The sequence below is a fragment of the Pseudomonas sp. ASL3 genome (assembly GCF_056680425.1).
Map to the genome: position 1 here is coordinate 1007173 of NZ_CM155281.1, position 13306 is coordinate 1020478.

The 13306-nt window shown below is 59.6% G+C and carries 11 protein-coding genes; 1 reads left to right on the forward strand and 10 read right to left on the reverse strand.

Annotated features, from left to right (window positions below):
* Positions 1-10: 10 nt before the first annotated feature.
* The 5 genes from AC1MEE_RS04560 to AC1MEE_RS04580 all read right to left on the reverse strand — a co-directional run bounded on the left by AC1MEE_RS04560 (position 11) and on the right by AC1MEE_RS04580 (position 5214).
* The gene (locus tag AC1MEE_RS04560) at positions 11-1471 is read right to left on the reverse strand and encodes a GntT/GntP/DsdX family permease (RefSeq protein ID WP_480414070.1); all 1461 of its coding nucleotides are present in this window, start codon (positions 1469-1471) and stop codon (positions 11-13) included.
* Positions 1472-1635: 164 nt separating this feature from the next.
* On the reverse strand, positions 1636-2274 hold the full coding sequence (gene otnC, locus AC1MEE_RS04565) for a 3-oxo-tetronate 4-phosphate decarboxylase (RefSeq protein WP_480414071.1): 639 nt from the start codon (positions 2272-2274) through the stop codon (positions 1636-1638).
* Positions 2271-3563: a 3-oxo-tetronate kinase gene (gene otnK / locus AC1MEE_RS04570; protein ID WP_480414072.1), complete on the reverse strand. Its 1293-nt coding sequence runs from the start codon at positions 3561-3563 to the stop codon at positions 2271-2273. The genes otnC and otnK overlap by 4 nt, the downstream gene beginning before the upstream one ends.
* Before the next feature lie 10 nt (positions 3564-3573).
* Positions 3574-4479: an L-threonate dehydrogenase gene (gene ltnD, locus AC1MEE_RS04575; RefSeq protein WP_480414073.1), complete on the reverse strand. Its 906-nt coding sequence runs from the start codon at positions 4477-4479 to the stop codon at positions 3574-3576.
* A gap of 30 nt (positions 4480-4509) precedes the next feature.
* Positions 4510-5214, reverse strand: coding sequence for a FadR/GntR family transcriptional regulator (locus AC1MEE_RS04580; RefSeq protein WP_480414074.1), 705 nt, complete (start codon positions 5212-5214; stop codon positions 4510-4512).
* 1014 nt (positions 5215-6228) lie between these two features.
* On the opposite strand from AC1MEE_RS04580, the gene AC1MEE_RS04585 reads away from it, so the two are divergent.
* Positions 6229-7467, forward strand: a complete 1239-nt coding sequence (locus tag AC1MEE_RS04585; protein WP_480412525.1) for an ISL3 family transposase — start codon at positions 6229-6231, stop codon at positions 7465-7467.
* Positions 7468-7533: 66 nt separating this feature from the next.
* On the opposite strand, the gene AC1MEE_RS04590 is transcribed toward AC1MEE_RS04585, so the two are convergent.
* The 5 genes from AC1MEE_RS04590 to AC1MEE_RS04610 are packed head-to-tail and all read right to left on the reverse strand — an operon-like array spanning position 7534 to position 12996.
* The gene (locus AC1MEE_RS04590) at positions 7534-8613 is read right to left on the reverse strand and encodes an FUSC family protein (RefSeq protein WP_480414075.1); all 1080 of its coding nucleotides are present in this window, start codon (positions 8611-8613) and stop codon (positions 7534-7536) included.
* Positions 8614-8673: 60 nt separating this feature from the next.
* Entirely contained in the window at positions 8674-9633 is a 960-nt protein-coding gene (locus AC1MEE_RS04595) for a carbohydrate kinase family protein (protein ID WP_480414076.1), read from the reverse strand.
* Positions 9634-9673: 40 nt separating this feature from the next.
* On the reverse strand, positions 9674-10582 hold the full coding sequence (locus AC1MEE_RS04600) for an AraC family transcriptional regulator (protein WP_480414077.1): 909 nt from the start codon (positions 10580-10582) through the stop codon (positions 9674-9676).
* 48 nt (positions 10583-10630) lie between these two features.
* Complete coding sequence (locus AC1MEE_RS04605) at positions 10631-11671, reverse strand: NAD(P)-dependent alcohol dehydrogenase (protein WP_480414078.1); 1041 nt, start codon at positions 11669-11671, stop codon at positions 10631-10633.
* A gap of 17 nt (positions 11672-11688) precedes the next feature.
* Positions 11689-12996 (reverse strand): MFS transporter, encoded by a 1308-nt coding sequence (locus AC1MEE_RS04610; RefSeq protein WP_480414079.1) that lies wholly within the window; start codon positions 12994-12996, stop codon positions 11689-11691.
* Positions 12997-13306 lie beyond the last annotated feature (310 nt).

Consider the following 13306-nt stretch of genomic DNA (forward strand, 5'->3'; position numbering starts at 1 on the left):
GGGCGAAAAGTTAAACGAACGGCCAGAGCAGCAGGGTAATGATGAACCCCAAAGTGCCGAGCAGCGTGGTCAACACGGTCCAGGTGCGCAGGCCATCGGCTACGTTGAGACCGGCCAGTTTGGTGAAGATCCAGTAACCCGCGTCATTGATATGCGACATCGCCAGGCCCCCGCCGCCCATGGCCAGGCACAGCAGGGCCATATGGTTGGGCGAAAGATTCAAGGTGGCGATCAGTGGGCTGATAATCCCGGCTGTGGTCACCAGGGCCACGGTAGTCGAACCTTGCACCGCACGCAGCAACATGGTCAACAGGAAACCCAGCGCGAGCACCGGCAGGCCGGTGGTGCGCAGCATGTCGGAGACCACCGCGCCGATACCGGTGTCGACCAACACCTTGCCAAATACACCGCCAGCACCGGCGATCAGAATCACCATGGCCACGCCCGGCAACGCAGAGCCGATCACATCGGACACCTGACTGCGGCTCCAGCCCCGACGCGAGCCGAGCAGATAGGCGCACAGCAGGGTGTCGAGCAGCAGCGCAACCAGCGGCGCGCCAAGGACCGTCATCACACTGCGCACACTTGACTCGACCGGCAGCAACGAGGTGGCCAGGGTGCCCAACAGGATCAGGGTAATCGGCAACAGGATCAGGCCGACGATCAAGCCAAAACCCGGTGCCGGAGCGGCCGGCAGCTTGGCGACCAGGTTGCTGAGGCTTTCTTCCAGGCCCAGTTCGACCTTCTGTGCGCGGGCCTGGACGGTGTTCGTCGAGTCATTGGCGGCCCAGGCGGCGACATCGGCGTTGCTGACGTGCGGACCATAGACTTCGGCGCGGATGTCATCGGACATCGGGTAGACCCGACGGGTCATGCGCCCGGCCACGCGGTAGGCTACATAGCAAAGGAACGCGGTGATCGGCAGGCCAAACATCAGCACCCGACCGAGGTCGGCACCCAATTGGCTGGCGGCGGCAACGGCGCCCGGGTGTGGCGGCAGAAAGGCATGCACGGTGAGCAGTGCCGCGCACATCGGCAGGGCGAACACCAGCAGCGGTTTGCGCGCACTGCGGGCGACGCCGTAGGCCAGTGGCATCAGGATAATCACCCCGACTTCAAAGAACACCGGCACCCCGACCATGAATCCGGCCATGGTCAGCGCCAGGGGGGTGCGTCGGCTGCCGAAGCGCGCGATCAGCGTATGGGCAAGGGCTTCGGCGCCGCCAGAGAGTTCGATGATGCGCCCGATCATCGCGCCCAGGGCAATGATGATCGCGATATGGCCGAGGGTCTTGCCCATGCCGCCTTCGATGGTCGCCACCAGATCACCCGGTTTCACCCCGGCGGCCAGGGCCACCAGAATACTGACCAGCATCAGTGCCACGAAGGGCTGGAATTTGTACTTGAGCACCAGGAACAGCAACAAGGCGATGCCGATGCCGGCGATGACCATCAATAGGAGTGGGCTCATGCCGAAAGACTCCCGAACCGGGCTGTGGACGAGGGGCTTGGGGTGTTACGGTCGAGGTGGGCCATGTGGGTATTTCCTGTTGTTATTGTTTTTTCAGGCAAGCCGAGTCCGTCGGGAGCGAAACAGCAGCTCCCGGGCAGGGCTTGCGTTATCGGTCTAGCGGTTTACCACTGCGCGCCGAACGTCTCGCGCAATTCATCCAGGGCGGCCTGGTTCAGCGGGGCTGGTTTGGGGTTGCTCATCAGCCAAAGCCGAGCGGTTTCTTCGAGTTCCTCCAGGGCATAACTGGCCTTGGATACCGAGCTTTCCCAGATCACCGGGCCGAGGCGTTCGAGCATCACGCCTCGCACGCTGTTGGCCAGTTGCGCGACCCGTTCGGCGACTTTCGGCGAACCGGGGCGTTCATAGGCAATCAATGGAATGCGCCCGACTTTCATCACCTGATAAGGGGTCAGTGGCGGCAGGATGGTGTCCGGCTGCCAGACCCCGGCCAAGGTGAGCGCCACCAGATGGGTAGAGTGGGTATGCACCACGCCGCCGACACCGGGGTTGCGGTCGTAGACCTGGCGATGCAACGCCAGGGTCTTGGACGGCTTGTCCCCCGAGACCCATTCACCGGCCAGGTTGACCTTGGCGATGGTCGCCGGGTCGAGGCGGCCCAGGCAGGCATCGGTAGGTGTGATCAGCCAACCGTCATCCAGCCGGGCGCTGATATTGCCAGCGCTACCGACGGTATAACCACGGCCGTAGAGGCTGTGGCCGACGTCGCAGATTTCTTCGCGCAGGGTGTTTTCCTGACTCATGCCGCACCTCCTGCCAACTGCTTCAGCGCCTTGGCAAAAAACTCACGGCCACCGAAGTTGCCGGACTTGAGGGCCAGGGCCAGTGGTTCATCTGTGCTACTGACCGTGGCCGGTACGCCGGGATCAATCTGCGCGCCAATCTGCAACAACTGTACGCCGAGGGCCTGGACTACTGCGCCGGAGGTTTCGCCGCCGGCCACCACAAAACGTCGTACACCCGCCTGGAACAGGCCCTTGGCGATCTCTCCAAGGGCCTGCTCCACCAGGCTGCCGGCGCGTTCCACACCAAGTTCACGCTGTACCGCCTTGACTTGTTCGGGGCTGCAGGTGGCGTAGATCAGCACGGTTTCAGCGCTGTCGCGGGCAAAAGCCAGGGCTTCGTTGACCACCGGTTTGCCGGCAGCCAGGGCCAGCGGGTCGATGCGATAGGCCGGGTGGGCGGCCTCCAGCCAAGCGGCGACCTGGCCGTTGGTGGCCAGGGAAGCGCTGCCGGCGAGGACCACCTCACCGCCACTGACTGGAGGCAGTTTGGCTGCATCGAGGCTGCGCAACTTGCCGGCGCGACGGAAGTTTTCCGGCAGCCCCAAGGCCAGCCCGGAACCCCCCGTCAGCAACGGCAGATCGGCGCACGCGGTGCTCAGAGTGTAGAGGTCGGCATCCGACACGGCATCGGCGATCGCCATACCAATGCCTTCGGCACGCAGTTCGTCGATGCGCGCGCGCACCTGCTCGGCGCCTTGGGCGACGTGGTCGTAGCGCAGCAGGCCAACCTTCAGCCGGGTCTGGGATTGCAGCACGCGCACCAGATTGGCATCGGTCATCGGCGTCAACGGATGATCTTGCATGCCGCATTCGTTCAGCAGTTGATCCTGCACGAACAGGTGGCCACGGAAGATCGTTCGACCGTTCTCCGGGAAGGCCGGGCAGGCGAGGGTGAAGTCGCTGTTCAACGCGGCGAGCAAGGCTTCGCTGACCTGACCGATATTGCCGGCGGCGGTGGAATCGAAGGTCGAGCAGTACTTGAAGAAAATCTGCTCGCAACCGCGCTCACGCAGCCACGCCAGGGCTTGCAGGGATTCTTCGACCGCACTGACGGCCGGTGTGGTGCGCGACTTGAGGGCGATGACGATGGCGTCGGCATCGAGCCCGGCGGCCACTTCAGCGCTGGGGATACCGATGCTCTGCACCGTGCGCATACCGCCGCGCACCAGCATATTGGCAAGGTCGGTGGCGCCCGTGAAATCGTCGGCGATGCAGCCCAGCAGCGGGCGTGCGGTGGATGTGCTCATGCTGCGCTCCTCAGGCTGATTCGGTTTTCGCGGTCGGCAATTTGATGCCCGGAAAAATCTTGATCACTGCCGAATCATCCTCGCGGCCGAAACCGGCGCTGGAGGCCTGCATAAACATCTGGTGCGCAGTGGCTGACAGCGGCAGCGGGAATTTGCTGGCGCGGGCGGTATCCAGTACCAGACCCAGGTCCTTGACGAAAATATCCACAGCCGAAAGCGGCGTGTAGTCGGCTTTGAGAATGTGCGGCACGCGGTTTTCGAACATCCAGGAATTGCCGGCGCTGTGGGTGATCACTTCGTACAGGGCATCGGCGTCCACGCCTTCGCGCAGGCCCAGGGCCATGGCTTCGGCGGAGGCGGCAATGTGCACGCCCGCCAGCAATTGGTTGATGATCTTGACCTTCGAGCCGAGGCCATGAACGTCGCCCAAACGGTAGACCTTGCCCGCCATGCCAGCGAGGATCGCTTCGGCTTTGGCGTAAGCGTCCGCCGGGCCGGACGTCATCATGGTCATCTCGCCAGCAGCGGCCTTGGCCGCACCGCCGGAGATGGGGGCGTCGAGGTACAGCAGGCCTTGCTCGGCCAGGCGTTGTCCGAGTTCCACGGCGAAGGTCGGCGCGACGGTGGCGCAGCCAATCAGCAGGCTGCCCGGGCGCAATGCAGCCACGGCGCCGTTTTCACCGTACAGCACGGTTTCAGTCTGCTCGGCATTCACCACCACCGTGATGATCACCTCGCAGGCCTCGGCCATCGCCGCAGGGGAGGCGCAAGACACGCCACCTTCGGTCGCGAACTGCTCCAGCGCCGAGGCGCGGACGTCGCAGGCATGCACATTGAAGCCGGCACGCAACAGCGAGCGGGCAATGCCCAGTCCCATTGCGCCCAGACCGATAACGCCGACATTCTTGTTATTCATGGGTGTACTCCAGACAGAAAAGCTACGGTCTCACTCCACGCCAGCCTGGCGCAGGCGGCGGGCAGCGTTGTAGATATGGGCGCGCGCGGCATTGCCGGCAGCCAGCGGGTCACCCAGGCGAATCGCCGCAACCACGGCTTGGTGCTCTTCGTGCACCTGGCGCGAGAAGTCTTCCCGGCGCGCCTCGTTGGTACGGGTGATCCGCGTCGCGGTCTCCAGGTACTGGCTGACGAACTCGAGGGTCTTGAGGAAGTAGGGGTTGCCGGTGGCCTGGGCGATGGAGCGATGGAACGCGACATCGGCCTTGACCCCGTCCAGGCCCTCATCGACTTCTTCATCGATGCGCGCCAGCGCTTCATCGATCACTACCAAATCCGCTTCGCTGCGATTGAGGGCGGCCTCGGAAGCGATCTCCGCCTCGATGGCACGGCGCAGCGCCAGCAGATGGAACACGCTGCCGGGCAGGTTGGCTTCGGTGTAGTCGATGCGCAGGGGGCGGATATTGGCATTAGGCGTGACGAAGATGCCGCGACCCTGCTGGGGCTGCAGGACGCCTTCGTTCTTCAAGCGGGAAATAGCTTCTCGAACCACCGTGCGGCTCACCCCAAAGGCTTGGGAGAGCATGGCTTCACTGGGCAGCTTGCTACCGTTGGCAAAAACACCGGTTTCGATCTTTTCCAACAACTGCTGGGCGACGTTGTCGCTCAACACATGCGTAGGGACCTTGTCGAACATCGTGGCAATCCTGTTGTTGTGTTGTTATCAGGTTGTCATACAGGTTGAGGCGATACTCTACTAATCGTTAGCGTTTGTGAAGCGTGATGATGAAAAAAAGCTTCACGTTCGTCGTGAGGGGGGTAACTGATTATTTGTACAGGGATGTGGTCCAGTGCATGCTTTGCTCGGCACATCACCGTATTTCCATTGCCTTGGCGCCTGGTTTTAAATGCTCCTCTCGTGGGCCACAGTGACCCTACGAAGGCTAGGAAATCCATCACGGTGTTGGGTTCACCTTGAATTTCTGTGGGAGATCCCGCCCCGTCTTCGACGCCGCGCTGTCGCGCAGCAAACTGGGTCTCGATTCTGCCCGGAGGGCGTAGGAGCTGACTTGTCTGCGAAGACCATACGGCGCGATCTGTCAGACCCACCGCGTTGAATGGCCTTCGCAGACAAGTCAGCTCCTACAGTCGATCGGTGCCTGACTTAAAATTTATATTTTATTTTTCAGTGGCTTACAGGCTGTTTGATAGGAGATCCTGTCCCGTCTTCGACGCCGCGCTGTGGCACAGCAAACACGGTGCCGGGTTCACCCTGAATCTGTGGGAGCAGGCTTGCAACTACGCGTCCCGCTGCGAAAGCCTTGGATCAGGCTCAAATATTCCGCAAGTCATAACGCTCTTCTTTGCACGACTGGCCTCTTCGCAGGCAAGCCTGCTCCCACAGGGACTGATTTTATTTTTCGCGCTCTTTGAAAAATCAATCTGTCCCAGGCCTCAGCTCTCTACCTCAGCTCTCTACCTTAGCTCCCGACCTCAACATCGGGGGACGGATTAATTTTCGATGAAGCGCTGAAAACAAATCAGTCCCCTACACCAGATATCGACCGAGCCCTATGCTTGCGAGTTGCCCCGCAACATAGAATCTCCCACAGTTGATCCGGAATCTCCGAAAATAATCATTTAGAACCAATGACTTAAAGGTTATTTGAGGGGCTTCACCGTTTTGAGTGGGTAATCTATTCTCCTCCCCATGAAAGATATCGATTTATACACCCAAATCCTTGGGCTCCAGGCACCGTGGAAAGTGGTCGCAGTTAACCTTGACCGTGCGTTGGGGCAAGTCGTTGTCGGCGTTGGAGTATCTGATGCTGCTGCGTTCACCTGTCCGCAATGTGGCCTGCACGCTTCGCGTTATGACAAACGCAAACGTCGTTGGCGGCATCTTGATACGTGTCAGTTCGTGACCATTCTAGAGGCTGAGGTGCCCAGAGTTCATTGCGCCGAGCATGGCGTGGTGACTGTCGAGGTCCCGTGGGCAGACGCTGGTTCAGGTTTCACCTTGATGTTTGAAGCATTGGTGATCAACTGGATCCAGGAAGCCAGTATTCAGGCGGTCTCGCGTCAACTCCAGACAAGCTGGGGCAGCATTGACCGGATCATGGCTCGCGCCGTCAGACGCGGATTGGCGCGTCGAAAACCGTTATCACCGACCCAGATATGTGTGGACGAGACTTCGTTTCAAAAGCGTCGCGAGTACGTCACCGTGGTGACCGACCCCGCAACGGGTCAGGTCTTGCATGTGGAAGACGGCAACCTCACCCAGAGCCTGGAAGCGTTTTATACGAAGCTCAATAGCGACCAGAAGCAAGCTATTACGGGCGTTTCGATGGATATGTGGCCCGCCTTTATCAGCGCGACCCAGCGTCATATTCCGGATGCCATGCACAAAATAGCGTTCGACAAGTTCCATGTGGCCAAGCTGTTGAGTGAGGCGCTGGACAGAGTGCGTCATATGGAGAACCGCGAGTTGTTAAAGGCCGGCTCCACGGTGCTCAAGAACACGAAATACGTCTGGCTCAAGCGGGCTGAGAACATGACTGAGCGACAACAGGCAACCTTCGAGTCGTTGCGAGAGGGTTCGTTGCGTACAGCCAAAGCGTGGGCGATCAAAGATCTGGCCATGCAGTTGTGGCGAGGTAAGGATCGGGATGAGGTCGAACAACAGTGGAACCACTGGCTGGAATGGGCCTTGAACAGTGGGCTGCCACCGATGTGGAAAGTCGCCAAAACGATCAAGCGACGACTGTGGGGCATCGTCAACGCCATCGTGTTGAACCTGCATAACGGCCATGCAGAAAGCATGAACGCACGCATTCAACGGCTCAAGCAACGCTCTTGCGGGTTTCGAAATCGGGAGCGTTTTCGCAATGCCATTTACTTTCATTTTGGTGGTTTGGACTTATACCCGGAACGTCTCCAAAACTCATAACACCCACTTGATCCGGTGAAGCCCCTTATTTGACAGAAGCGGGTTTGCCCGCGCCATGACTGACAGTCAGATCTTCCATTGCCCTGCACTCTTCGCCAACCGCTGACGCATGTCGTCGATGTTGGCGGCCAGTTGCAGGGTCAACAGTCGGTAGCCGTCCAGGGCCGAGTAGACCGGCGCTTTTAACCCTGCCTCTTTTTCCAGGCCACCGGCAGGCCGTTCAAGTCGCTCCGAGGCACCGGTTTGCAGTGCGCGTGCCATGGCAATCAGCTGAACGCGTATCTGTCGGTGCTCGGCTTTCAGGGACAGTTGCAGCCGGGCCATGGTCTGTTCGTCGTCGGCGGCGGGGCGGGTGTTGGCGAGGATCTCCAGGGTGCTGATGCACATCCGCAGATTGCGCTGGATGGCGTCCAGTTCATTGATCGATATCCGCACTTCCTTGGACACCGACGGCATCAACGAACGCATTTGCACCATCGCGCCGTTTACACGGTTGATCAGCTTTATATAGTCGTCGTCGGTGACCGATTGCCCACTGACGATTCGGCCATGGATCACCGCGCAGTCACGCAGTGCACTCGCCAGGTTGTAGCGCCAGGAAAACACCGCATACAGCGGCAGAGCGAAGGAAAACGCCAAGGCCAGGACGATGCCGATCAAGATATCGACGGTACGCCAAAGGCCATCGGATACCGGATTATCGCCATGGCCGACGACGATGAACACCGTGATCGCCGACAACAGTGCCGTGTAGCCGCCCTTGCCGATTGCATGGTAGGCAAAAAAGCCGCACACCACAGAAATGCCCAGGTAGGTGAGCATCGGTATGCCGAAATACGCGTGCTGGGCAATCAGCAACAGGCCGACAGCCGCGCCGATCAGCGTGCCATAGGCCCGCTCAGCGGCTTTTTTGCCAATATTGCCGTGGTGCTGAAGGCCGCCAATCACCACCAGCATGGTGATCGAGGCCCATTCACCGTGGGGCAGGTTGATACCGGTGGTCAGCAAGATCGTGGCGAGCAGCCCCAGCGACACACGCACGGCATGGATAAGCCGGGCGTGGCGATAGCGTCGATAGGGATCCAGCAGCGGACGCAGTAGTTTGCGCAGCAGCGAAGGGAGTCGAGATGATTGAAAATAATTCATCGGTTCAATGAAGCCTCTTTTCGGCAAGAGTCGCCCAGGCGTTTTCACTGCGCAAGCTAATCAGCTCGGTGCTGTTCGCAAGAGGTGGATCAGCTCATGGCGCCGGGGAAGGTCCGGTCCACGGCGCAAGCAGGTCAATGCTGCCGCTTCCGTGGCAAAAGTCAGCAAGGCATCGATGTCATTGCGCTCTAGCGTTGCGAGGGCGGCGGGTGAGTCCAGGTTGCTCTCTATCAGGAAGGCGATCACTGCGGCCTGGAAGGTATCTCCCGCGCCCACGGTATCCACAGGGATCAACTGCCGGGCTGCATGCGACCACTCGCCGAGCGCGCGGCTAAAAACGCTGACGCCTTTCTCACCCCGGGTCAGGAGCACAAGCTGGCAGCGATCACCCAGCCAACTGGACGCGACCGACGCAGGCTCCTTATCCGGATAGAGAAGCTCAAGGTCCTCTTCACTGACTTTGATGATGTGCGCATGCCGGGCGAAGGCGGTGATCCGCGTTCGCCACGTATCGAGATTTGGCTCGACATTCAGGCGCACATTGGGATCAAGGGTGATCAGCAAATGGGCGGGAGCGCTTGCCACCATCTTGTAGAGCGTATCGGCCGTCGGAGGCACCACCAGCGAATAGGATCCTACGTGAATGCCTCGGGCGTTATCGAGCCGGGGAATGTCGGCCAGATTCAGTTGCCGGTCAGCCCCGGACTGTCCATAGAAGCTGTAGTGGGGAATGCCACGCTCATCGAGGCTGACCAGGCTCAGGGTCGTCGGTGCGTCGACGGAGATGAGGTAGGCCGTTGAAACCTTTTCCTCCTTCAGCGTCTGACGTAGCTGCTTACCCATAAAGTCGGTGGATATGCCGGTCAGCAAAGCACTATCAATGCCCAACCGGCTCAGTCCCACTGCCACATTGAAGGGGGAACCGCCTGCGATTGCGTTGAAACCGATTTGGCTCGACAACCCGTTATTCGGCGGATTGGCAAAGAGGTCGAATAACGCTTCGCCGCAGACTAGAAACATGGCGAATCCTCGCGCCATGCAAAACGTTGAATACTGTCTTTCACACAATTTCCTTAACAGAATGTTCGCCGAGTTTGCGCCGGTAGTCGCTGGGGGTTGCCTGCATTTCACCGCGAAACTGACGATTGAAATTCGACAGGTTGCTGAAGCCCGCTTCGAAGCAGATATCAGCAACCGACTGCCTGCTTTGCAGCAGCAGGCGACAAGCGCGCTGGATACGCAGCTTGCGGATCAGCTCGACAAAGGTATGGCCGGTCGTACGTTTGAAGAACCGTGAGAAAGCCGACTCGGTCATTTCCAGACGGTGGGCGATGGTCGACATGCGAATCTCGCCCGCCAGATCCCCCAGGACGTAATCAAAGATCCGGTTCATTCGCTCAGTCGTCAGGCTGTCCTGCATCGGTGCGTAGTGTGGGCTGGCCAGGGTTCGGCTCCCATGAGCGTCTGCCTGCCCCAATGCTTCCAGTAGCGACAGAAACAGCACGAAGCTCTTCAAACCCTTGACCTGCCCGATCTCTTCCAGCAGGCAGGCGGCTGAGCGCGCGACCTCCCCACTGAACTCGATACCTTGCCGTGCACGACTGAACAGGGACTCCAGTTCGCCCAACTCGGGCAAGGTTTCACGCAACTGCAGCAAGGCTTCCCCATCGAACTGCAAGACCACATCGCGGCCCTCTATCCGCTGCCCGGGTGCCAGGTCGCTGATCCAGTCATGGGGTAAGCCGGGGCCTATCAGCGCCACATGCCCCGGACCGAAATGGCCGATATAGTCTCCGGCAAGCAACCGGCCGCTACCTTGTCGGATCAGGTGAATCTCGAATTCAGGGTGATGATTCCAGCGTGCCAATGGATACGGATAATCATGCTCGTACCAGCGGAAACTATGCTGAGGCCCGGTAAGAATCACCTCGAAATCCGAGGGCCTACCGTTTGATTGTTCGCCCATCATCACCTTTGATCTCCGCTGGATTACCTGATGCCAAAGTAGCCCCTCTGCTCAAGCATCACCAAAGGTGATTTGCAGCTTCACATCGGCCGGCAGGGCGCTAGCTGCACGCTCGAAGGCCTCGACACCCTTTTCAAAGGGGAAGGTCGCCGTGATCAGAGGTTTCAGATCCACTTTGCCACTGGCAATCAGGTTCACTGCGCGCTCATAGACATTGGCGTAGCGGAATACCGTTTCGATGCGGATTTCCTTGGCCTGGGCCGCCACCACATCGAAGGGCACCGGCTCGACCGGCATGCCCACCAGCACCAGTGCTCCGCCGGGGCAGACGGCTGCCAGTGCATCGTCATAAGCGCGCGCACTGCCGCTGGCCTCGAATACAACGTCCGCGCCCCAACCGTTGGTAGCCTCGGCCACTTTGTCCCTCAGGGAGTGTTCACGCACGTTAACGCTGGTGATGCCGTCGTAGCGCTGGGCGATGTCCAGCTTTTCCTGCATCAGATCGGACACCAGCACCTGGCTGGCGCCGCCTGCCAGGGCCGCCAGGGCGGTCATCATGCCGATGGTGCCGGCGCCGATGACCACCGCCACATCGCCGGGTTTGATCCGAGCTTTCACCGCCGCCTGCATGCCGATTGCGAAGGGTTCGACCATTGCCCCTTCGGCAAAGCTGACATGGTCGGGCAGCTTGTAGGTGAAGGATGCGCGATGGATGACTTCAGCGGTCAGGCAGCCATGCACCGGTGGGGTCGCCCAGAACACTACGGCGGGGTCGACGTTGTAGAGGCCAAGGCGTGAGGCCCTGGACTTGGGGTCGGGAATGCCCGGTTCCATACAGACCCGGTCGCCGACCACAAGGTGGGTTACGTTGCTGCCCGTTTCGATAACCGTACCGGCCGCTTCATGCCCCAGGATCATCGGCTGGTCGACAATGAAATGTCCGATCCGGCCATGGCTGTAGTAATGCACGTCGCTGCCACACACGCCGACGGTATGGACCCGGATACGCACATCATCGGCGCCCAATACCTGGGTGACTTCGATATCACGGATAGTCAATTGGTGTTGTTTTTCCAGGACTAAAGCTTTCATGGTGGAGCCTCGCAGATTCATAGTGCTTCGCTGGTTTTTGGGCGATTCGGGGTGTAAATCATTGGCTTGGCCCTGGACTCGAACCCGGGTTGATCGACGTGAATGAAATAGGTCAGCCCCAGACCGACCAGGTAAAGCCCGGCGTAGATCCAGACGATGCCTTTGACGCCCAGCGTGGCGATGGCGAGGGTGGCAATCGCCGGGCCCATGAAGTTGGACAGGCCGGCAGCCAGGTTATGGGCCGAGATGGCCGCACCCTTGTGGTCTGGAGCCATGGCGGGAAAGATCGCCCCCATGGGCACAAAGGCTGAGACGCTGACGCCCAATGCGACTGCGGCGATCACCGCGACGGGGAAATTGGCACCGTAGGTCAGCGGCAGGTAGTAGAAGGCCAGGGTCGCGATGGCACACCCGGCGCATCCGAACCAGCGCATCTGGCGAATCCAGCCAATTCGATCACCGATCAGCCCCCACAAGACGTTGGTAAAGATGGTGACGATGAACATCAGCCCCCAGATCCGCAGCCATTGCTCCATCGTGAACCCCACCTCGGCCGAGGTGAGGTACAGCGGCATGATGACGGGGAAGCCGAACAGCGTGAGGTTGCAGATGATCCGCACAATGGCCGCGATTAAAATGCTCCGGTTGTCGAAGAGGATGGTTGCGCCACGGCTCAGTTCGCGAAGACGCTCAGCCGTGCTCAATCGAACCTCCGGGATGCCCATCCTCTGGTCTTTCACCAGGAACAGAACGATCGCCCCAGCGAAGGCCACCCAAATGATCGACATCCATAAGGTGCCCATGAACCCTATACGGGGAATGCTGAAGCTCGGCAGGTAGGTTCCGAGAAAGCCGATGCCGATGGAGTACATCGTCCAGTACCAGCCCATCGCCGAAGCCAGCCGATCTCGCGGTGCGACCTGGGCGACCCAGACCAGAAAGGAATAGATGAATAAGGGGTAGGCGAGGCCGCGTATACCGTAGAACAGCACCATTAATGGATAGTTTTTGGCACCCAGGCCGAAGTAGAGAAAGAGCACATGCAAAACAATCCAGGCCACCACGCCGATGCGCATGATCCGACGCGGCCCGTAGATTTCCGCAAGTACGCCGGAACCCCAACTGGACAATGCAGCCAGTAGTCCATAGACCGTAAATAGAAAAGAGGCTTGCGAGGGGGAGAAGCCGAGGTCGACGACATAACGAGACAAGAACGCCAGTTCGATACCATCGCCCGTCATGAACAGGGCAATTGCAACATAACCCCAGATCAGACAGAGGGGCATGCCGAATAGCAGGCCCCGTGATTTCACGTGGGAAACCATAGCACTTTCCTTTTTTATAGTTGTAAGAGTCAGCACCCGTGCGCTTGCCTGGCGGGCATAAGCGGGTCGGTAAGGCTAGTAGACAATGGGCTCGTGTTTGCTGGCTAGCGTGTTAATTTCCGGCCAGTAATACTTTTTTTCAGGGCCTGAAGTTCGGCGTTGAAAAACAGCAATAAAACAGGTGGGTTGTTTGTTCGGTCATTGAATCGTGGGTTATAAAGTGTGGGCCGCAACGTTTGGACTGCGGAGCTTAATTATATAAGCGGCTATCAGGCGTCGATTGCGTTGAGGTAAACGACGCCAGAGCTTG

Bases quoted from the DNA above. Each gene is read 5' to 3' on its own strand.
- AC1MEE_RS04580 (WP_480414074.1), bottom strand. From the start codon at position 5,214: ATGTTCGACAAGGTCCCTACGCATGTGTTGAGCGACAACGTCGCCCAG.
- AC1MEE_RS04585 (WP_480412525.1), top strand. From the start codon at position 6,229: ATGAAAGATATCGATTTATACACCCAAATCCTTGGGCTCCAGGCACCG.
- AC1MEE_RS04600 (WP_480414077.1), bottom strand. From the start codon at position 10,582: ATGATGGGCGAACAATCAAACGGTAGGCCCTCGGATTTCGAGGTGATT.
- otnC (WP_480414071.1), bottom strand. From the start codon at position 2,274: ATGAGTCAGGAAAACACCCTGCGCGAAGAAATCTGCGACGTCGGCCAC.
- ltnD (WP_480414073.1), bottom strand. From the start codon at position 4,479: ATGAATAACAAGAATGTCGGCGTTATCGGTCTGGGCGCAATGGGACTG.
- AC1MEE_RS04590 (WP_480414075.1), bottom strand. From the start codon at position 8,613: ATGAATTATTTTCAATCATCTCGACTCCCTTCGCTGCTGCGCAAACTA.
- otnK (WP_480414072.1), bottom strand. From the start codon at position 3,563: ATGAGCACATCCACCGCACGCCCGCTGCTGGGCTGCATCGCCGACGAT.
- AC1MEE_RS04605 (WP_480414078.1), bottom strand. From the start codon at position 11,671: ATGAAAGCTTTAGTCCTGGAAAAACAACACCAATTGACTATCCGTGAT.
- AC1MEE_RS04595 (WP_480414076.1), bottom strand. From the start codon at position 9,633: ATGTTTCTAGTCTGCGGCGAAGCGTTATTCGACCTCTTTGCCAATCCG.
- AC1MEE_RS04560 (WP_480414070.1), bottom strand. From the start codon at position 1,471: ATGAGCCCACTCCTATTGATGGTCATCGCCGGCATCGGCATCGCCTTG.
- AC1MEE_RS04610 (WP_480414079.1), bottom strand. From the start codon at position 12,996: ATGGTTTCCCACGTGAAATCACGGGGCCTGCTATTCGGCATGCCCCTC.